This is a genomic window from Sphingomonas pokkalii (genome assembly GCF_003096275.1).
GTDB lineage: Bacteria > Pseudomonadota > Alphaproteobacteria > Sphingomonadales > Sphingomonadaceae > Sphingomonas > Sphingomonas pokkalii.
The window spans coordinates 3237253-3258124 of record NZ_QENQ01000001.1 but is presented as its reverse complement, the minus strand read 5'-3'; the positions used below and the strand labels follow the sequence as shown (position 1 = coordinate 3258124).

The 20872-nt window shown below is 65.1% G+C and carries 18 protein-coding genes and 1 tRNA gene; 11 read left to right on the top strand and 8 right to left on the bottom strand.

The genetic code is table 11. From position 1 onward, the window contains the following. Positions 1-510 precede the first annotated feature (510 nt). The 3 genes from DD559_RS14970 (at position 511) to DD559_RS14960 (ending at position 2473) form a co-directional block, all read left to right on the top strand. Positions 511-1281 (top strand): bacteriorhodopsin-like, encoded by a 771-nt coding sequence (locus DD559_RS14970; RefSeq protein ID WP_116469897.1) that lies wholly within the window; start codon positions 511-513, stop codon positions 1279-1281. Between the two features lie 82 nt (positions 1282-1363). After that, positions 1364-2245, top strand: coding sequence for a Brp/Blh family beta-carotene 15,15'-dioxygenase (locus DD559_RS14965; protein ID WP_240610280.1), 882 nt, complete (start codon positions 1364-1366; stop codon positions 2243-2245). A 9-nt stretch (positions 2246-2254) separates the two neighbouring features. Further along, positions 2255-2473, top strand: coding sequence for a hypothetical protein (locus DD559_RS14960; protein WP_116469895.1), 219 nt, complete (start codon positions 2255-2257; stop codon positions 2471-2473). Positions 2474-2479: 6 nt separating this feature from the next. Here DD559_RS14960 and lepA read toward each other — a convergent pair whose 3' ends face one another. Beyond that, complete coding sequence (gene lepA / locus DD559_RS14955; RefSeq protein ID WP_116469894.1) at positions 2480-4288, bottom strand: translation elongation factor 4; 1809 nt, start codon at positions 4286-4288, stop codon at positions 2480-2482. 163 nt (positions 4289-4451) lie between these two features. Here lepA and DD559_RS14950 point away from each other — a divergent pair, with 163 nt between their 5' ends. Next, positions 4452-5414, top strand: coding sequence for a CsgG/HfaB family protein (locus DD559_RS14950; RefSeq protein WP_116469893.1), 963 nt, complete (start codon positions 4452-4454; stop codon positions 5412-5414). Between the two features lie 278 nt (positions 5415-5692). Here the strand turns inward: DD559_RS14950 and DD559_RS14945 are convergent, their stop codons facing one another. Then, a complete protein-coding gene (locus tag DD559_RS14945; protein ID WP_116469892.1) occupies positions 5693-7972 on the bottom strand; it encodes a TonB-dependent receptor in 2280 nt (759 codons plus the stop codon). Between the two features lie 352 nt (positions 7973-8324). Between DD559_RS14945 and DD559_RS14940 the strand changes: the two genes are divergently transcribed. The 5 genes from DD559_RS14940 (at position 8325) to DD559_RS14920 (ending at position 13160) form a co-directional block, all read left to right on the top strand. Beyond that, positions 8325-8401, top strand: a tRNA-Pro gene (locus tag DD559_RS14940). A 341-nt stretch (positions 8402-8742) separates the two neighbouring features. After that, positions 8743-9741, top strand: coding sequence for a cell wall hydrolase (locus tag DD559_RS14935; protein WP_116469891.1), 999 nt, complete (start codon positions 8743-8745; stop codon positions 9739-9741). Positions 9742-10006: 265 nt separating this feature from the next. After that, positions 10007-10639 carry a sugar transferase gene (locus DD559_RS14930; RefSeq protein ID WP_116469890.1) on the top strand — a complete coding sequence of 211 codons (633 nt, stop codon included), beginning with the start codon at positions 10007-10009 and terminating at the stop codon, positions 10637-10639. 26 nt (positions 10640-10665) lie between these two features. Then, positions 10666-11784 carry a glycosyltransferase gene (locus tag DD559_RS14925; RefSeq protein ID WP_116470934.1) on the top strand — a complete coding sequence of 373 codons (1119 nt, stop codon included), beginning with the start codon at positions 10666-10668 and terminating at the stop codon, positions 11782-11784. Beyond that, complete coding sequence (locus DD559_RS14920) at positions 11781-13160, top strand: O-antigen ligase family protein (protein ID WP_116469889.1); 1380 nt, start codon at positions 11781-11783, stop codon at positions 13158-13160. The genes DD559_RS14925 and DD559_RS14920 overlap by 4 nt, the downstream gene beginning before the upstream one ends. Here DD559_RS14920 and DD559_RS14915 read toward each other — a convergent pair. The 6 genes from DD559_RS14915 to DD559_RS14890 form a co-directional block, all read right to left on the bottom strand. Continuing rightward, positions 13098-13799, bottom strand: a complete 702-nt coding sequence (locus DD559_RS14915; protein WP_165831107.1) for a hypothetical protein — start codon at positions 13797-13799, stop codon at positions 13098-13100. The two genes, DD559_RS14920 and DD559_RS14915, sit on opposite strands and share 63 nt — an antisense overlap. Then, positions 13777-15927 carry a GumC family protein gene (locus DD559_RS14910; protein WP_240610278.1) on the bottom strand — a complete coding sequence of 717 codons (2151 nt, stop codon included), beginning with the start codon at positions 15925-15927 and terminating at the stop codon, positions 13777-13779. Before DD559_RS14910 ends, DD559_RS14915 begins: the two co-directional genes overlap by 23 nt. Positions 15928-15981: 54 nt before the next feature. Further along, on the bottom strand, positions 15982-17253 hold the full coding sequence (locus DD559_RS14905) for an outer membrane beta-barrel protein (protein WP_165831106.1): 1272 nt from the start codon (positions 17251-17253) through the stop codon (positions 15982-15984). Positions 17254-17317: 64 nt separating this feature from the next. Further along, positions 17318-17779 (bottom strand): hypothetical protein, encoded by a 462-nt coding sequence (locus tag DD559_RS14900; protein ID WP_133243831.1) that lies wholly within the window; start codon positions 17777-17779, stop codon positions 17318-17320. 92 nt (positions 17780-17871) lie between these two features. Continuing rightward, positions 17872-18429, bottom strand: coding sequence for a polysaccharide biosynthesis/export family protein (locus DD559_RS14895; protein ID WP_116469884.1), 558 nt, complete (start codon positions 18427-18429; stop codon positions 17872-17874). A gap of 55 nt (positions 18430-18484) precedes the next feature. Continuing rightward, complete coding sequence (locus tag DD559_RS14890) at positions 18485-19507, bottom strand: endonuclease/exonuclease/phosphatase family protein (RefSeq protein WP_133243830.1); 1023 nt, start codon at positions 19505-19507, stop codon at positions 18485-18487. Positions 19508-19585: 78 nt separating this feature from the next. Here DD559_RS14890 and DD559_RS14885 point away from each other — a divergent pair, with 78 nt between their 5' ends. Continuing rightward, positions 19586-19852, top strand: coding sequence for a hypothetical protein (locus DD559_RS14885; protein WP_116469882.1), 267 nt, complete (start codon positions 19586-19588; stop codon positions 19850-19852). Positions 19853-20155: 303 nt separating this feature from the next. Continuing rightward, on the top strand, positions 20156-20827 hold the full coding sequence (locus DD559_RS14880; protein WP_116469881.1) for a transglutaminase-like cysteine peptidase: 672 nt from the start codon (positions 20156-20158) through the stop codon (positions 20825-20827). Positions 20828-20872: the final 45 nt, after the last annotated feature.

Genomic DNA, 20872 nt, shown 5'->3' with positions numbered 1-20872 from the left:
CCGCCGGAAAACGGGACGGAAATTTTACAAAACATCAGCAAAAATGTCACACTTTGAAACGGACACGATATGGCCTGATCCGCGCGCTGCTACACCGCGCCGGGGTCGGTGCAGGGTCGCACGCTGGCGGCCTCGGCGCGCTTCAACTTCTGACCCCTGCCCCCCCGCCGGAGAGGCCGGCAGCCATCACAGCTCGCCACCCGTGGCATGGACCGGCCGAAACAGGCTCCCGCGCCGACCCTGGCTATCGCCCATCGTCAAGGGGCGACAGGTTTCAAACATCCCCAATGTACAGGTAGATTATTTCTAGAATCTACCGCAATCGATGCACCGAAAATGCAGCAACGCGTGGTCTAAAATCATACTGCATTACGCAGTATCGATCCACTTTTCCTGCATTTTCCAGTTGTATGATCGTGCGTCCTTTGCACCAACAACGCCCTGACCCCGGAATCCTGCGTTCTGAGGGTGTATTTCGGTACTGTCAGAGCGACGACAGGAGAGTTTCTGATGGAAACCGCAATCGTTTCGCCCTTCCAATATTCGCTCATTTACAATGCATTTTCGTTCACGTTCGCCACGATGGCAGCGACCACGATCTTCCTGTGGTTCGGCCGATCCCAGGTTTCGGCGGCGTACAAGAATGCCGTGACGATATCGGGCTTGGTGACCGCGATCGCGGCCTATCATTACTTGCGGATCTTCGAGAGTTGGGAATCCGCCTATCACTATGTGAACGGCGTCGTATCGGCGACCGGGATCGCCTTCAACGATGCCTATCGCTATGTCGACTGGCTGCTGACGGTGCCGCTGCTGCTGATCGAACTGGTGCTCGTGATGCGCCTCACCCGCGAGGAAACGGTACAGAAAGGCTGGCGACTGGGGCTCGCCGCGGCGCTGATGATCGTGCTCGGTTATCCCGGCGAGATCGCCAGTGACATTCCGACCCGCGCACTGTGGGGCACGCTGTCGGCAATCCCGTTCGTCTATATCGTCTGGGAACTGTTCAGCGGTCTCGGCAAGTCGATCGAGCGCCAGCCAGAGGCCGTGCGCGGACTGGTGAAGCAGGCCCGCCTGCTGACCTTCGCCTCCTGGGGCTTCTACCCGATCGTCTATATGGCGCCCTATGCCAACCTTGCCGGCCCGGACGTGGAGACGGTGATCCAGATCGGATACACCATCGCCGATCTTATCGCCAAGGCGGGCGTGGGCCTGCTGGTCTTCGCGATCGCCGCGCGCAAGTCCGAAGTCGAAGCACACGGCACGCCGCACGCCGCCTGAGGCGATGCGCGGCATCAGCCCTCTCGCGCTGCCCTCCCCCGCGGGTGCCGCCCGATCCTCCGCACATGCGCAGGATCGGGCGGTGCCTGCCGCGTTCTGGCTGGCGGCGCTATGTATTGTCCTGCCGCTGGCATCCGGGCTGGATCTGGAGACACCGCTCGTCACCCAGGCCGGCATGGTGCTGATGCTGGCCGGTGGATTGCCGCATGGCGGGCATGACCTGCTTGTCGCGCGCCGCCTGTTCCGGATGCACGGCCCCGGGCTGGTGTTGTTCGTCCTGGCATATATGGCGGCGGCCGGCGTGATGGCGCTGGCATGGTGGCTGATGCCGCTCGCGGCGATGCTGGGCTTTCTGGCGCTCGCCGCCTGGCATTTCTCCGAAGACTGGCAAGTGCCGCAGGATCGGCTGCTGCGGACAGCGGCCGGCCTCGCGCCGATCGCGGCGGCGGTGCTGGGGCAACCTGCGGCGGTTTCGCGCCTGTTCGCGACGATGACCGATCCGGGGACCGGCGCCCTTGCCCTTGCGCTGGTGACGCTGGTGGCGCCCGTGGCCCTGCTGGTGGCGGCCGTCGCGATCGCGATGGCATGGCAGAGCGGATCGCCGCGATGGGCCTCCGCGCAGGGCACTGCGTTGGCGCTGCTGGCGGTAGCGCCGCCCACCATCGCCTTTCCCGTCTATTTCGCCCTGCTCCACTCCCGGCGGCATGTCATCGCTATCCTCGATGCATTCGGGACCGCCGGCATCGGACATGCGCATCCACGGGTCGCCGCGACGACGCTTGCGCTGATCGCCTGTGCCGCTTGGGCGCTGCTCAGCCCCCGCTTCGTCGACCTGGTACACGGCATCGATCCGGCGCTGGCCTTTCAGCTGCTCTCGGTCGTCGCGGTGCCGCACCTGATCTTCGATGCGATCGGCATGAAGTTCCGTCCGGCGCGGGGAGACGCAGTGCCCGTCGACGCGTAGAAGGACGCCATGACTCAGCCATCCTCCCCAGCCGCCCGGCCTGCCGCCGAGAGCGGCGCCCAGGCGACTCTCCGCATCGGCACCGGCACGGCGCTGGAGGCACGCATCACCACCAGCGGCCTGATCGCCGTCGCGGCGATCGTCGGCACCGCGTTGCTCGGCTCCGCCGCCATCGTGCTGGCAGCCAGGCGCGCGCGCGAGGCTGCACCGCCCCGCCGGGCGGGCTGAGCCGGCTTACTCCTCGCCCATCCGCAGCGCAGCGATAAAGGCCTCCTGCGGGATCTGCACGCTGCCATATTCGCGCATCCGCTTCTTGCCTTCCTTCTGCTTTTCCAGAAGCTTGCGCTTGCGGCTGGCGTCGCCGCCATAGCATTTCGCGGTCACGTCCTTGCGCAGCGCGGCGATCGTCTCGCGCGCGATCACCTTACCGCCGATCGCCGCCTGGATCGGGATCTTGAACAGATGGCGCGGGATCAGGTCCTTCAGCCGCTCGCACATGCCGCGGCCGCGGCTCTCGGCGGTCGAGCGGTGGACGATCATGCTCAGCGCGTCGACGGGCTCGTTGTTGACGAGGATGCTCATCTTGACGAGGTCGCCGGCGCGGTGGCCGATCTGCTCATAGTCGAAGCTCGCATAGCCGCGGCTGATCGACTTGAGGCGATCATAGAAGTCGAACACCACTTCGTTGAGCGGCAGCTCATAGGTCACCTGGGCGCGGCCGCCGACATAGGTGAGGTTCTTCTGGATGCCGCGGCGATCCTGGCACAGCTTGAGGATGGGCCCGAGATATTCGTCAGGCACGTAGATGACCGCCTGGATCCACGGTTCCTCGATCTCCTCGATCCGGTTGGGATCGGGCATGTCCGCCGGATTGTGGAGCTCGATCTCCTGCCCCACCGCCTCGCCGGCAGCCTTGGTCAGGCGCATCTTGTACACCACGCTCGGCGCGGTGGTGATGAGGTCGAGGTCATACTCGCGCATCAGCCGCTCCTGGATGATCTCCAGGTGCAACAGGCCGAGGAAGCCGCAGCGGAAGCCGAAGCCGAGCGCGGCCGAGGTTTCCATCTCGAAGCTGAACGACGCGTCGTTGAGCCGCAGCTTGGAGATGCTCTCGCGCAGCTTCTCGAAATCGGCGGCGTCGACCGGGAACAGGCCGCAGAAGACAACCGGCTGGACTTCCTTGAAGCCCGGCAGCGCCTCGGCGGCGGGTTTCTTGGCGTCGGTCAGCGTGTCGCCGACGCGCGCCTGCGCCACTTCCTTGATCTGCGCGGTGATGAAGCCGATCTCGCCCGGGCCAAGATCGGGCAGTTGCTCGATCTTGGGGCGGAAGGCGCCGACGCGGTCGACCAGATGGGTCGTGCCGGTCTGCATGAACTTGACCTGCTGGCCCTTCCGGATCGAACCGTCGATCACGCGGACGAGGATGACGACGCCGAGATACGGATCGTACCAGCTATCGACCAGCATCGCCTTGAGCGGCGCATCGGGATCGCCCTTGGGTGAGGGGATCCGCTCGACGATCGCGTCGAGGATTTCGTCGATGCCGATGCCGGCCTTGGCGCTGGCCAGCACCGCGTTCGATGCATCGAGGCCGATCACGTCCTCGATCTCGGCGCGGACCTTCTCCGGCTCGGCCGAGGGCAGATCGATCTTGTTGATCACGGGAATGATCTCGTGGTCATGCTCGATCGACTGGTAGACATTGGCGAGCGTCTGCGCTTCGACGCCCTGCGCCGCGTCCACCACCAGCAGCGCGCCCTCGCAGGCGGCGAGGCTGCGGCTCACCTCATAGGCGAAGTCGACATGGCCCGGCGTGTCCATCAGGTTGAGGACATGGCCCTTCCACTCCAGGCGCACCGTCTGCGCCTTGATGGTGATGCCGCGCTCCTTCTCGATGTCCATATTGTCCAGGACTTGTTCGGACATCTCCCGCGCGGTCAGGCCGCCGGTGCGCTGGATCAACCGATCGGCAAGCGTGGACTTGCCATGATCGATGTGCGCGATGATGGAGAAATTGCGGATCTTGGTGATGTCGGTTGCCATGATTCCGCGCGCGTTAGCAGCTTGGTGAGAAAAGCCAAAGTACCCGATTGTACGGTGCCGCACGCTCGCTAGGCCGCGGGGCTGGATTCTGTTACGCACGCGGCCGGGGTGCGGTGTTGCCAAAAACATGCGCCCGCTGGTTGTTCAGGGAGGAAAGAGTACGATGATGAAGCAGTTGCTCGGCGCGGCCGGCGCGATGGCGTTGTGCGTGGGCGCGGTCCCCGCCTTTGCCCAGAGCAAGCCGTCCAAGACGCAGCGCACCCAGGAACAGGCGGTGCGGGACGTGCCGCATTGCGCGCGCAAGCTCGGCACGCTCTCGATCGTCGATGGCGACGATCCCCGTGGCTGGACGCAATATTCGCTGGCGCCGCCGCAGAAACTGCTGAAGGTGCTGGTGCAGCGTTCGGGTTGCTTCAACCTCGTCGATCGCGGCTCGGGCCTGCAGGCGGCGGAAAAGGAACGCAACATCGGCGGCAATCTCGGCCTCCAGCGCGGCTCGAACGTCGGCCAGGGCCAGATCAAGGCGGCCGACTATGTGCTCGTCGCCGAAGTGCAGGCCGCGAACCGCGACTCGGGCGGCAGCGGCGTGGCGGGTGCGGCCGGCGGCATCATTGGCGGACCGATCGGCGGCCTGCTGGGCGGCATCAAGTCGCGCAAGATGGAGGCGAACACCGTCCTCTCGCTCACCAACGTCCGCACGACCGAGACGATCGCGACGCAGGAAGGCTATGCCTCGAAGAACAGCGTCTCCTGGGGCGCCGGCGGCGGCGTCGGCTTCATCGGCGGCGGCCTGGGTGCGGTCGGCGGCGGCTATGACAATACCGATATCGGCCGCATCGTGACGCTGGCGTTCATCGATGCCTATTCGAAGATGGTCAACGAACTCGGCCTGGTGCAGCCGGGCGATGCTGGCACCGCGCAGGCGGCACCGGCCAAGACCTTCACCGCGCAGGCGCCGGTGGCGATGCACACCACCCCCGCTGCCGCCGGCAAGGTGATCCGCACCCTGCCCGTCGGCGCGATCGTCTATCCCACCGGCAACAAGAACGGCCTGTGGTGGGAAGTCGCCGACGAGAACGACAATGTCGGCTGGGTGCTGAACACCAAGCTGGCGCCGTCGAACTGATCGGGCGCGGGTAAAAGAAAAAGGGCCGTCGCGGAGACCCGCGGCGGCCCTTTTCTGTTGGCGTTTCGTCGGGGAAGCCTCATCCCATCCCAGCCAACCCGATCGTCATCCCCGCGAAGGCGGGGATCCATTGGCGCTGATGCCGCGGTTCCTGCCCCCGGCGCACAGGGCAATGGACTCCCGCCTTCGCGGGAATGACGGAGGTTTTGGACCGCGATCGCCCCAACACAAAGCCAGTGGCCCTCTCCGAACGGGAGAGAGCCGCCGGCCTGATCCGCTTACTTGAACTTGCCGCTCAGCGAGACGCCGAACACCCGCGGCTCGTTGAGCACGGCAGCACGATAATTCTCGATGACCCCCTTCAGGTTCATCTCGTTGGTGATGTTGCGCACGAACCCGGCCAGTTCCCACGCATCGTTCGGGGCGGCGTACCCGATCTTCAGGCCGCCTTCGAAATTGCCGTTCGCGGTGAACTCCTTGGTCTCGTAGAGTACGAAGTTGGTGTAGCCCTGCAGGTTCCAGTCGGTCGCAACGAAGACCCGGCCGCTGTTGGCGAGCGGGATATCGTAGCGCGCATTAAGGCTCAGATTATATTCCGGCGCGTTCGGCAGCGGATTGCCGTCGATCTTGGCGAGGAACAGCGAGCCCTGCTTGCGCAGCGGATCGAGCACGGTGCAGGTCACCGCGCCGCCGAACGCGCACACCTGGGCCTCGAGGTTCTTGTCGTCGATCTCGCTGTGCAGCAGGCTCAGGCCCGCCTGGATCGAAAGGTTGCGCACCGGCCGCCAGTCGAGATCGGCTTCCATGCCATAGGCCTTGGCCTTGTTGGCATTGAGCAGCACGCCGTTGCCGTTCGCGTCGTTGCCGTTCAGCTGGATGTCGTCGACCGTGTAGTAGAAGCCCGACAGGTTGAAGCGCAGCGTGCGGCCGATCTGGCTCTTCACCCCGGCTTCCCACGACAGGATCTTCTCGGAATTCGCGGTGGTGAAGTCCGCGTTGAACACCGCCGATCGGCCCTGGATCGTAGGCCCACGGAAGCCCTTGGCGACGCGGGCATAGACGCTGACGTCCGGGTTGATCTCATAGCGCGCGCTCAGATCCCAGCTCGGCTGGGTGTCGGACAGGCGCACATGGCGACGGCCGGTATAGGTAACGACGCCTGCCGCCGTGTCGGCGGTCTTCAGCAGGTCGGTGGTCTTGGTATCCTCGGTCACGCGCCCGCCGGCGGTGATCGTCAGCTTCGGCGCGATTTCATAGCTGACCTGCCCGAACAGCGCCCAGCTGGTGTTCATGTTGTGCAGCCGTACCCAGTTGTTCGGGTTCCGCGCCGTACCGGTCAGGAAATAGCCGCGCTGGTAGAAATCGGTGATGTCGCGCGAATCGAAATACATCGCGCCCACCTGCCACTTGAGCGGCCCTGCGCCGTTGCTGGCGACACGGAATTCCTCCGTCCACTGATCGAGCCCCTTCACGCGCCCCATCGACTCGCCGAAGCCGGCATTGCCGAAATCGGCAGCCGCGCCACCATCGGTGTCGCCGCGGCTGCGGCCCGACAGCGTTTCATATCCCGTGATCGAGGTCAGCGTAACGCCCCCCAGATCCCAGTTGACGTGCAGCGAGCCGCCGGCGGTGTCATAGCGTTGCGGGTTGTCTGCGCCTTCGTCCCACCGCGCGCTGGTGAACTGCACGCCGGTGATCTTGTTCGAACCCAGGTTCAGCGCGCCGCGGCGGAACACGGTGGCGGTGCCGTCATACCAGCGGGCATGGCCCGATGCGAGGATCGACAGCGTCTCCGTGGGCGTCGCGAGCAGTTGCAGGCGCACGTCCCGCTCGTTGAAGCCGCCGGCCGCATTCTTCTTCGGCACCGTCGTGCCGTCGGCACTGGGGCCGGCATAGCTGTTGTCGATATAGTCGTCGCGGTGCTGGTACAGCGCGGAAATGCGGAAGGCGAGCTTGTCCTGGATGATCGGGCCGCCCACGCCCGCATCGATATTGACGCTGTTGTAGCTGCCATAGCTGGCGGTCGCCCGGCCTTCATAGGTCTGCGAAGGGCGGATCGTGTCGAACTTGATGATGCCGGCAGTGGTGTTGCGGCCGAACAGCGAGCCCTGCGGGCCGCGCAGCACTTCGATCTGGTTCACGTCGAACACCGGGTTCGACTTCAGCACGACATGCTCCAGCACGATATCGTCCTGGATGATCGATACCGGCTGCGATGCGCCGAGGTAGAAATCGACGTTGCCCAGGCCGCGGATGTAGAAGCGCGGGAAGATGCGGCCGGTGGACGACTCGACATACAGCCCCGGCACCTTGCCGGAAAGCGCGAGCAGCGTGTCGTCGCCCGAGGCGGTATAGTCGCGGGCCTGGCTCGCCGGGATCACGGCTACGGAAACCGGCACGTCCTGCTGGTTCTCCGGGCGGCGTTCCGCGGTAACGACGATTTCGTTCAGCCCGTCATTGCCGTCGGCCTGCTGGGCCATGGCGATGTTGGTAGTGAACAGGGCGCCAATGGCGGCGCCGATCAGCAGGCAGCGCTTGGTGCGCGCAAGATGCAGCATGGATTTTCCCCGAATGGATTCTTTTGCTTGGTTATGGCGGACGGAGGCGTGCAATCCGCAGCAATGCGCGGTGCAAGATATTGAATTCCGGTTCCCCCTACGGCCGCCGCGGGGACGCAGCTAGGCGCGGATTATGAACTTCCTGTGACCGAAAGGGGGCGTGTGAGGGCCCAAGCCGGTCGCCCCTCGCCCGCGGCACCGACACCCCGTCCGCGCCGCGCCGCGAAAAAAATCATCACCGTCCCGCATTCCCCGCAAGGAGACGCTTGACGGCTCGCCCAACCCGCCCTTATAGGCGCGCCTCCAAGCTCAAGCCGGTCTGCTCCCGAAAGCATTGTAGACCGGACTCCGTCGGGGAGTAGCTCAGCCTGGTAGAGCACTGTCTTCGGGAGGCAGGGGCCGGAGGTTCGAATCCTCTCTCCCCGACCACTTTCTTGAATAGATGAAGATTCCGCGTCCCGGCGCGGTTTCTGCCCTTTGCCTGCTGTCCCGGCGCTGGGCTATGCCCGGCAATCGGCGCGACCAGCGGGAAGATGCTCCGCCGCGCCCAGAAACCGTTCACCCACACGCCACGATCGCGGCATCGCCGGCACCATGGTGCCAGCAGATCGCGCTCGTCGATCGGCGATGCTGCAGCCGCGACACTTGTCTTTATACCGCGCGCAGAATCGCTGCAGCGGCGATGCCCAGCGCTAATACTTGCGAACGCCTCGATCCTGGCCCAGGTACGCGTCTTCTTGGCAGGATATGGGAAAGGGGGAGCGGAAAGCATGATTTCGCACGCGCGGCGTTCGTCGCTTGCCCTTCTCGGCTTTGGCGTCATCGTCGGCGGCGCGGGAGCGGCATTGCTGCTTTCCTCCTTCGGGCCTGCCGAATTGCTGGCACCGGTGCCGGAATCGCTCCCCGCAACCGGGCAGACGGGCGCCGAGTCCCTTCCGGCGATCGAATCGTTTCTACCGGATCAGAACCTGGCCCTCGATCCGGATGCCGCACGAGCGCGCAACCAGGCCCTGCCCTTCGATCGAGGGCCCAATCCGCCGGCCCAGCCCTTTCAGGCGAATTGGCTCGCTCCTGCGGAACTGGAGCAGGGGTTGGAATGCCTTACCGCCGCGATTTACTATGAAGCCACCACCGAATCCGTGGCGGGGCAGCGGGCCGTCGCCCAGGTGGTGCTCAATCGCCTGCGCCACCCCCGCTTTCCCAAGCGGATCTGCGACGTGGTGTATCAGGGTGCCGAACGCCACACCGGCTGCCAATTCACCTTCGCGTGCGATGGGTCGCTCGCGCGCCCCCACATCCCGAGGCGCTGGCTGATCGCAAAGGCGATCGCAAATGCGGCATTGCATGGTGCGATTTCCGCATCGGTAGGACAGGCCACGCATTATCATGCCGCCTATGTCTTCGCGCGCTGGGCGCCGGAGCTGCGCAAGGTGGCGATGATCGGCACGCATATCTTCTATGCGCCGCACCAGCGATATGGCGCATTCCCGTTGACGGTAACGGCACCGGCACCCATTCCCACCGCCACGCCCGGCCCCGTACCGACGCTGTCGCTGCCGCCCGTCGCCGCGCCCGCCATCGCGACAAGCACTGCCCCTCGCGCGGAGCCTAGCCCGCAGGCGGCCCGCGCCGGCGGCACTCCGCCCATGGCCGCGGCATCCCCGGCGGCAGCCCCCTCGCCGATCCCCTCCCCCAAGGCGCAATCGGCAGCCCCCGCATTCCCGATCCGCCGAGCGCCCCGCAGACTGCCACTTCCCGGCCAGGATTGAAGCGCGCTTCCGGCGCATGCGTGTCGCATAGCGGCCATTCGACACTGCTGCAGCGCACAATCGCGGGAGGCCATCTTGGTGCTGCGCGAGCATAAGTTTATTACTGTTTACAAACGAAAGCCTTAAATCGGGGAAACGTTAAGAATCATCTTTTTATTGAACACATTTTTTACTATTATTGCTCCGCAACATGATTCGACGACGCGCCGTCGGGGGACTGGCGAGAGGGGGAACTGTGTACCTGTCGAAGATTGATCGAGCGCCGATGGTACGACGTCAGGCGACCTCCATGCAGATAGCGATACGCGCTACGGATATAGTTATATCGATCGTAGCGCTGGTGCTTCTTTCACCCATGCTGCTCATCCTGGCGCTGGTCATACTCGCCACCGATCCGGGACCAATTCTGTTCGCCCATCGACGGGTTGGCCAGGGCGGCGCCTATTTTCGGTGCTTCAAGTTCCGCACGATGGTCGTGAATGCGGAAGCCCGGCTCACGGAACTGCTGGAGGCCGATCCGGAAGCACGCGCGGAATGGATGATGCATCACAAATTACTTAAGGACCCCCGCATCACGCCGTTCGGCCGCTTCCTGCGCAAGAGCAGCCTGGATGAGCTTCCCCAGTTCGTGAACGTTCTTCTTGGGAATATGAGCTTGGTTGGCCCGCGGCCGATCGTGGCCGCCGAAGTCCCGCGTTATGGGCGGCATTTCATCGCCTATTGCAGCGTGAAGCCGGGTATTACGGGTCTTTGGCAGGTCAGCGGGCGGAACAATACCGGCTATGGCCGGCGCGTGGCGATGGATCGTCTCTATCTGCGTCGTCGCAGCCTGGTGCTTAACCTGCGCATTCTGTTCCTGACCGTACCGGCGGTGGTGTTCGCCAGCGGCTCATGCTGATGCGGTCGAGCGCGGGCAGCGCAACCATGCGGGTCGCCGTCATCCATTACTGGCTTGTCGCGATGCGCGGCGGCGAGCGTGTGCTGGAACAGATACTCGATCTCTATCCGCAAGCGGATATCTTCACCCACGTCTATGATCCGGAACGGATTTCGGCAAAGATCCGCGCGCATAAGGTAACGACCACCTTTATCGGCCGCCTGCCTTTTGCGACGCGGCATTATCAGAAATACCTGCCGCTGATGCCGCAGGCGCTCGAACTGCTGGATCTGAGCGCATATGATCTGGTGATAAGCTGCGAAGCCGGGCCCGCAAAGGGCGTCATCACCCGGCCGGATGCCATCCATGTCACCTATTGCCATTCGCCGATGCGATATATCTGGGACCAATATGGCCAGTATCGCGATGCCGGGGGCCCGCTGACACGGCTGTCGATGCCGTTGCTCGCGCCGGGCCTGCGCCGCTGGGATATGGCGAGCGCCTCGCGCAGCGATGCGATCATGGCCAACAGCCATTTCGTGCGCAAGCGCGTGGCCAAATTCTGGGGTCGCGCGGCCAGCGTGGTGCACCCGCCGGTGGAGGCAAGCCTGTTCTCCCCGTCGACACCCGGCGACGAATATCTTTGGGCCGGGCAGCTGGTACCCTATAAGCGCCCGGACCTGGTGGTCGAGGCATTCCGGCGAAACGGTCTGCCGCTTCACATCGTTGGCGACGGCCCGATGCGCGCCCAGCTGGAACGCGCTGCCTCGCCGAATATCCGCTTCACGGAACGGCTCGATTTCGATGCGCTTCGACACGCTTATGCCAAGGCCCGCGCCCTGGTGTTCACGGCGGAAGAGGATTTCGGCATGATCCCGGTGGAAGTACAGGCCAGCGGTCGACCGGTGATCGCCTATGGCCGGGGCGGCGCATTGGAAACCGTGGTCGAGGGGCGAACCGGCCTGTTCTATCGCGAGCAGACCGCCGCGGCGATCGACGAAGCGGTGATCGCGCTGGAGAACTGGCTGCCCAGCTTCGATCCCGCCGAGGCGGTGGCGCAGGCAGGCAAGTTCAGCGTGGCCAATTTCCGCGCCGGTTTCCTCGCCAGTGTCGACGCAGCACGGCAGCGACTGGAGCAATTCGCGCCGTCGGAAACCATGGCGTGAACGCCGTCGGCCGTTCGCGGGCCGGCTACACGGCGATCCCGGGAGCCTCCGGCGGCGTCCTGCTCCAGCAGCGTGCGCCGTCGGGCGAATATGGCAGGCGGGTGGCAGCCTTCACGATTGCCGTGCTGGTCATTTCCGAACTGGCGCTCCATGGCGCGAATAGTTCGGGCTATGGTGCCGCCGCCGCGATGGCGAATCTGTGTTTCGCGTTCGCCATGTTCGCGTTCGGACGCATCAATCCGCTGTTCTGGCGGCGCACCGCCCTCTCCTTCGCATTCTTGGCGGCGGCGGCGGGATGGGCGGCCTTTGGCATCACCTTCACCCGCGCCGAAGCGACGGCACCGGATCTGTTCGACGGCGCGATGTTGCTGCTGTTGTCGCAGATCGGCCTGTTCATCGCGGCAGCGGCGCTCGGGTATCGCCGCAATGCAGTCCGCCAGACGCTCACCTGGCTGGTGGTCGCAGGTGGCGCCTATGTCGTCCTGCTGCTCGTCCTGCGCGAGACCGGGATGCTGACGGAACTCGGCTTTCTCGATACCCGCGGCCAGGCGCGCTTCGCCGCGACGATCGGTAACTGGAACGCAGCCGGCGCGGCGCTGGGCATGATCGCCCTTCTCGCCGCCGGCAATGCCGGGGACCGGCTGGAAACGCTATGGCTACGCCGCGGCGATGCACGCACCGGCTATGCCGCCGCCTTCTATCTGATGGTATTGTTTTGCGCGACGGTCCTCTGCGCACAGACCCAGTCGCGGCTGTCCACCGGGCTGACCATCGTGGCACTGCTCGTGCTGCTGTTCGTCGCGCTAGGCCGCAACGCCAGCCGCTGGCCACGCGCCGCACGCACGCTCGCGCTCGTCGCGATCGGAACGGGTTTCCTGGCGGCCCTGGCGATGCTGGCGGGACCGGCCATTCTGGGGCGTACCAGCCTGATCGCCGACGATCTTGACGGCCGGATGCAGGTGCTCGCCCATTATGGCGCGGCCTCGATGCAGGCGCCGCTATGGGGCCATGGGCTCGGCAGCTTCGCCGAATGGAACCAGCAGCAATTGCAGCCCGACGACGCGGCCGCCTATTGGATGTTCGGCGCGGCGCATAATGTGGCGCTGCAACTGGCGATCGAAGCCGGCTGGCCATGCGTGGCGTTGCTGGGCATCGGCCTGGCGCTGCCCGCGATCCGGATCATCCGCGCCGCCTGGCACGCCGGCATCGACCTACCGGGACTTTCGGCGCTGCTGGCGGTGGCGCTGGTTGCTGGCTGCTCGATGTTGGACATCGCGCTGAACGTGCCGGCGATCGCGGCGCTTGCCGCGCTGCTATTCGGTCTCTGCTGGGGCCGTGCGCTGCGGACCGACCTGTCGGGCCGCGGCGAGGCGTAGCTGAAACCGGACTGCAGCCGGACTGTCGCCCAGAATCGCTTCGATCTGCGGCCGCAACCCACCATCCATCTGTGTCAGAAGAACCGCCTCTTCCACCATGCTCGACCGGGTCTCGGCACGAAGTTGCTGCCAGTGACGCGCACCGAAGGCGACGCGCCAAAGCCCCTCGCGCGGCAGGAACCGGCCGCCGGTGAAGCTGGCGGCATAGGCGGCCAGCGCTGCGGCGTCCCGCCCGGGCATCAGCATGGCATGATAAGCCTCCGCCACCCGCAATGACGGCCAGACCGGTCGGGCAGACCGTGCCTGATCGAGAAACTGGCCGGCATTGACGAGCGCCAGCATCCGGCGATCCGTGTCCTGCGCGGTTGCTGCGGATCGCGTCCATGCCGCAGCCAGCGCCAAAGCGAGGCGCGGCGGCACGCGTTCACCGGCATCTTCATAGCGGGCGGCAAGCCGTTCGGACGCCTCCCGATCGCCGGCGATCGCCTGCGCCGCCTGATCGATACGCCAGGACTGGACCGCGATCGGCGCGCCCCAGGCGATCACCGCCGCCACCACCGCGGCCATTCCCCACGCCGGCAGGCGCGGCGAGACGATGCGCCGGATCGGCCGCGGCTCAGCTCTGATAATAGTGGCCATAGCGATGCGAATAATAGAGCGCGCCCATCGCCTCCGCCCGGTGGTCGACCATGGACAGCACGACGCCACCGACATTGGTGCCGTCCTGCTCCACCGCGGCCAGGCATGCATCGATCGCCGCGACCGAGGTGGCGTTCCATTTCACCAGCAACAGCGCAGTATCGGCAAGCGACACCAGTGCACGCGCATCGGCGACGCCCAGCAGCGGCGGCGTATCGAGCAGGACATAATCATAGTCCCGACGAACCGCGGCGAGCAGCGCATCCATCTCCGGCCCGTGGAACAGATCGACCGGGGTGAACGAGGCGTGCGCCACGGGCAATAGGTTGAGGCGTTCGACGGTATCTGGCAGCAATGCCTCTTCCAGGGTGCAATTGCCCTGCAGCAGCTCGACAAGGCCGTTGACGACCGGGCGCTCGATCAGGGACTGCAGGCTGGCGCGCCGGACGTCGCAATCGATCAGCAGCACCCGATCACCGCTCATCGCCATCACCCGCGCCAGCGACAATGCCGATGTCGTCTTGCCTTCCGCCGGGAGGGTAGAGGTGATCGCGATCACCCGCGGCCGCACCCCTTCCTTTGCCTGCAGCGCACGCCGGATCGTACGGAAGCTCTCCGCATAGGCCGAAGCAGGCTTCTCGATCAGCGAGACGGTGGGAGAGACGCGCCGGCCGGCAAAGCCCCAGCGCCGACGACCGAGATCGGGAACGGAGGCCAGGAAGGGCAGCCCGAGCAGCAGCTCGACATCCTCGGGCGTGCGCACGCGCGACTGGGTGCCTTCGGCCACCAGCACGCCGCCAAAGCCGACCAGCAGCCCCACGAGCAGGCCCGCGGCCAGCATCGCCTTCTTGTTGGGGAAGCTGGGGCTCCCCGAAACTGTCGCACGTTCGATGATCCGGGCCTGGGCCTGGCTGTCGTCGCTGCGCTTCGCCTGGTTGTTCTGCTGGTTCGCCTGCGACAGCCGTTCATAGGCCGCGCGCTTGGCCGTGGCATCGCGCTCAAGGCTGGCCGCCTGCACCGACGCGCGGTTGTTCTGCGAGATTTCGCCCCGCAGCTCCGCCAATTGGGCACGCAAGCTGGCCACCCCTGCATCCGCGGCGCGCGCCTCGCCACGCAGGTTTTCGATGATCCGCGCCTGTTCCTGGCGCACCTGCTGATCCAGTGCCAGGATACGATCATTGGCGCCGATCACCAGCGGATGCTTGGCGCCATAGCGCGAATTGGCAACCGCCCAGTCCTTCTGCGCCTCGCTGCGCTGGCGCCGCAGATCGGTGATCACCTGCGATCCGAGCACGGCGCCCACCGCATCGCTGCCGCCGCCGCTCGACTGGCGCTCGGCAACCGCGAGATCAGATCGTTTCCGCGCGGCATCGGCCTCGGCCGTCGCGAGCTGGGCGGCAAGCGGCGCCACCTGCTGATCGCTTACGGTGCCGCTGCCGCCTTCGACGATTCCGGTCTGCGCGCGATATTGGGCCACCTTGGCTTCGGCATCGCGCACTTCGTTGCCGAGTTCCGCCAGCCGCTTGCCCAGCGACGCCGACTGCTGCGAAGCCGTTTCGACGATCGTTTCGACACTGCGGTTGATATAGGCGTTCGCCAGCGCATTGGCGATCTTCGCAGCCTTCACCGGATTTTGCGAGGCGACGGAGAGCTCGACGACATAGCTCTTGCCCTGCCGGCTGACTTGCACGCGATCCAGCAGCGCGCTCGTCGCATGTTCCACCCGCGCCGCTTCCTGCGCCGGCCCGTTGTCGCGCCCCCGCTTCTGCCACGCGGCCGAAAGAAATTCGGGATCATGCTGAAGCCCCAGCTCGCGAACGACCACGCGGGCGATATCCCGAGATCCGATCGCGGCGACTTCGGTTTCGATGATCGATTGATCCAACGGCGTATCGCCGCGCGTATCGAAATCGAGCGGCGACATGCTGCGCGGCACGATACGCAGCCGCGTGGACGAGGAATAGAGCGGCGTAACCAGCGACGAAACCACCGCCGCGCCCACCAGCGCCAGCAGCACCGCACCGACCAGGATGGGCAAGCGGCGACGCAGCGCATCGCCGATGCCCGAAAGCGTGATCGGCTTGCGGCCGATATGCCGGGTCTGATCGAACCGGCTTTCGATTCGCACGGGCGGAAGGGGCGTTACGCTGTTCATCACATCTCGATCTGGTGCACGGCGCCGTCAGCGCTGAAGGATGAGGGAAATCAGTCCGCGATTTTCGGTATAGGCATTCGCAACGGCGTTCGATGTCCGCGAATCGTGCGCATAGGAAACGCCGATGCCGATCGTGCGGTTCATGAAATACCGCGCCCCCGCGCCCAGGCGCCAGACCTTCACGTCCGGCACGGTCGCGCCGCGCCCCTGATAGGTATCGATCTCATACCCCGCCTGTGCGTAGAGCAGCAGGTTGCGAAGCAGTTCGTGATCGGCACGCAGATTGGCAGATGTCGCGAAGAAGCCGCTGGTATCCTGAAAGGACGCATCTTCCACGGTTCGGCGAAGGTTCAGCGTCACGGTCGTGAGCGGACTGACGAAATACTGGATACGCCCTTCGGCCGCCCAGCCGGAAATATCCGGGTAGATCGCCGCATTGTAGCTGCGGCGGACATAGCCGGCAGACAGCGCGCCGCGGATCAACGACGTGACATCGAAGCTGGCACCGACCAGCGCGCGCAGCTGCTCCGAAGTTCGATTGGGCACGCCCAGCGCCAGCGGCGTGCGATAATCGCTTTTCTCATAGCCGAGCTGGACGAACACCGAGGTATCGGCCGAGATCGAGATTTCACCGCGACCGCCGCCGCGATAGACGTCACGGTTGCGGCTCGACTGATCCAGCACCGTGCCCGCAAAGGTGCGGACACTGGCGAAGGTGAAGCCGTTATAGTCGAACGTCAGTTGTCCGCGCGTCTTGCCGCCGGTGAAGTTGATCGTCGCGCCCGCTTCGTTCTGGCGATACTGCACCGGCTCGGACGCGGTGAGCGGCACGGCCGCAGAGGTGCGTGGTTCGACGGCGCGGGAGGCCCGCAGCCGGGCCGACAGCGACAGGCTGGAATTTGCATCGAAACGCCCGTTCGCCCCGGCGAACCAGGTATTCTCGTCGCGCTGCGATTCCGAGAAATAGCGACGCCCGGCATAGCCCGCGCTCACATCCAGCGAATAGCGGATGTCGTTGTTCGACAAGGTAGCACGCGGGGCGAAGGCGACATAACCATCGCTCGTCCGCGGCGATTTGACCGCGTACACGTTGTCCGAGAAGCCGACTTCGCTGTCCAGCCGCGGAAACAGCGTGAAGCTGCCCAGCCGCAGACCCAGCGCCTCATATTCCGGGCGCGGACGATCGAGCACCGATTCGTTACGGCCGCGATCATATTGTAGCGGCAGATCGGGGGCGACGAGGCTTTCGCCGACATTCTGCGCCCGCGCCTGCGCCGAGCAGACGACGCCAAGTGCCAAACACGCCCATGCTGAACCATAGCCACGCACGATCAATCCCCCAAAACTGCGCTGGCGCTGGCGCTTACTGCGTCAGATAGTTTGACGTGCCACCGCCCACAGAGACCCCCGGTCCCTGCTCCACCTGCTGGTCCGCGACGCTTCCCGTCGCGCCCGTGCCTTCGTTCTGGCACCGCGAAACCGTGGTGCTCAGGTTGCGTACCGCCGCCCGCGCGGTGCCCGACAGATTTCCCTGCAGAACCGCACTGAGCGCCTTGGTTGTTGCACCGCAACCACCACCGGACTGATCCAGCACGAACGCAAGCTGGGCCTCGAGCGCGCCGATGCGCCCGTCATCGGCCTTCCCCTCCAAGGCCGCACGCAGTGCCTGCACGACTGCATCAACCTGCTTCGCCTCATCCTCAGGGGTCGGCACCGGAGCGGCCGCGACGGGCCGCTCCGCACTGCCCGTCTGGGTGGCGGCAGGATTGGCAATCAATAGCGAAGACCCTGCAATAGCTGCAAAAATTCCGCGCACCAAATCCATCCCCCTGTCCGACCCTGCCCCAAAAGGACAGGAATTTCTCAACCATCGCGGCGCTTGCCCCTACCGGCACCCTACCGCAGAAACGCGAATACTCAGAAGAAGCGCTCGCCAATACGAATGGTATCACCGGGCGACACAAGCGTAGAGGCTTCCAAGCGAATCTTCTGTTCTTTCAATTCCCCAGCACGCTTTACATACACGAATTTGCGGCCCGCACGATAGCTAAAGCCTTCTGCCGTGGCCACTGCGTTCAGAACTGTTAACCCGGAGGAATAGGGATACTGTCCCGGCTTTTTCACTTCTCCGAGAATATAATAGGGGCGGAAGCTTAGAACATCGATACTGACTTTGGGTGCGCGGATATAACCATCCGCCAGCTTCGCGCGGATCTCTTCTGCTACATCGCTGGCAGTCCGGCCCTGTGCCCGAACATCGCCGATGAGCGACATCGAGATGGAACCATTTGCGTTTACAAGAAATTCCCCGGAAAGCGTCGGCTCATCATAGACAAGGATTCGCACCTTGTCTGCAACCCCCAGGTGATAATCCTGCTCCACGGACACCACGGGTGCCGCCGGCGCAACTTCCTGCGCAAATGCGACACCGCCGAAAGACAGCAGCAAGAAAACAACGGTTAGAAAACGCTTCACCTCGTTATTCCCCTTTCGCCCCGAGCTATCAAGAAACCGAATATTAAGCAATGCATTACGGCGACGTAACGGGGTTTTTGCAGATTCCGCGGGGGCGAATTGTAGTGACAAGGGGCAAATGATCCGATCCCAACCGTGGCCCGCGATGGATGGATACGACGCGCCAGTTCGGGCCCAGGAACAGGTGGTCGAGCGGCAATAGCGGTTGCATTGCAGCATCGCCGATCCGCGCCGGCCAGGTCGGCAGGAGCTGGGTCGCGCGACGCATCGGCGCGAATTGTGCCTCCAGCTGCCGCATATGTTGCTGCCAGGCCGGCAAGTTGAAGTCCCCGGCGATCAGCAGTCGGTCACGCGGCAGCCGCGCGACTTCCTCGCCCAGCCGAGCAAGATCGGCGCGCTGACCAGCATAGGGCCAAGGACGCGCCAGATGCACGGCAAGCACGTCCAGATCGCCGCACCCGCCGTCCAGCCGCGCCCAGGCGGCAGAAAGCGCCCGACGATTCTCGGAGTCGCCCTTCGCCAATCCCTCCGCCGCGCGGACCGGCAGCCGCGTGAGAATCCAGGTCGAGCAACGATCGCTGGCCGCGCAATTGATCCGCCGCGGTACCAGCGGCGACAGCAACCGCAGCAGCGGCGATTGCGGGCCGACTTCCGCCAGCAGCACGATGTCGGGTCGCTGCGCCAGGATCCAGCGGGCCGCAACCACGGGCGTCGGATTGTCCTTCCAGGCGTTGAACTGGACGATCCGCAGATCGTGCGCGACGCTCCCTGCTTCCGCTGCCGGTGCGGCGCGAAGGCCGGGCAGCAGGATCACCGCCGCATATCCCAGCCCCGAAATCCCCGTCGCCAGCGCGATCCGCCGATGCCTGGCCGCAAGGCAGATCGCCCCTGCAAGCGCCAATAATGGCCAGGCCGGCGCGACAATGTTCGCGGCGTCGCCCGCCTCCCACCAGCCTCCGAGCAGGCCGCAGCCCATGGCGAGCAGCGCGACGCCCGCAAGCACGGCGCCCAGCGCCTGCCGCAAGCGCCCCGATGCGGGCCAGCGGAATCGCGCGCGCGCCCAACCAAGTCGCCGCATGGACCCGATTCCCCCGTGGTGATGGAAATTGCCGAAGCGTTAAGCGTTCCGTAACGATTATCTGCGCAGAAATACAGCATGGCCAAGCTCCAGGAAACCGCAGACGCACGCGCAACGGCATCGACGCAGCGTCCATCCCTGTGGCCGGCCTCCGCCGATCGCCGGGATTTCGTACCTTCGCCGGTGCATGGCTATCAGACCCGAATCGCCATCGCGGCGGCCTGCCTCGACGATAGGCCCGAGGACCATGCCCGCTGGCCCGGCGCGGTTCGCATCGCCATCCTGGCGGGCGGCGTGGCGGGATCCTGGTGGCTAGCGTTCCAGATCGCTCGCCTGCTCTTCTAAGAGACCGTTTGGGAATTCGGCGGCGGAGGGCTGGCGAAGGATTTTTTGTCGCGCGCAAGAAGCCAACCGCAGGCGATGCCGGAAGCATCGGCGAGGATTGGCGACGCTGCGGCGGCGAAAAAGACCCGCCAGGCCGACCCGATCGAATTTCCAAACGGTCTCTGAGCAGCACCAGATCCAGGCAGCACGGAATCGAAGCGACGCCCTGTTCGCGTCGCCTTAACCTTCTGTAAACCATAGTCCTTTAGCAGATATAAGCCACTCCTCCGCTACGCCGATCCTGCATCAGGCGGAGTATGCAGGATGGGTAAGCGTATCGCGGCAGCGTGTATTGCCGTGCTGTTTGTGTTACCGAATACCGTTGCAGCCCAGGACAACCGGTACGTACCGGTCACCGGATCGGCGGAGGCCCCCCGCGGCTTTGTGGCGCTCTGCCGGGAAGACGCGCAGCTATGCAGCGCGCTCGGCGGCACCCCCGAACGGGCAGACGCGCCATTGACCGAAGCGACGGCCAGCATCGTGCCCGCAGTGCATTCCCTGCCGTTGCCGTCGACGCCCCCCGCCCAACCCGATGCCGATCCTGCAACGCTGCTTGCACGCGTCAATCGGCTGGTGAATGGGCATGTCCGCCAGCGCACCGATCTTGCGCAATTCGGCCAGGGCGAGTTGTGGCGCCGCAGCGGCATCGGCCGCGACGCGGTCGGCGACTGCGAGGATATCGCGATCGAGAAGCGCCTGCAGTTGATCGCCGCGGGCTATCCCGCCGAACGGCTGTTCTTCGCCGTCGTCTATCGCCGCGATCTTGGCCTCCATGTCGTGCTCGTCGCCCGCACCGACGCCGGCGACATGGTACTGGATAGCCGCTCCCCCTATGTCCGCCCCTGGTCCGAGGCCGCCTATGACTGGATCAGCGCCCAGGCGCCGGGCGAAGCCGGGCGCTGGAAGATGGTTGCCGCCTCCGCTGGACGCTCCTGACGCGCTCGGGGTTGATCCTCCGATCAATTTCGCGGAGCAGGGCCG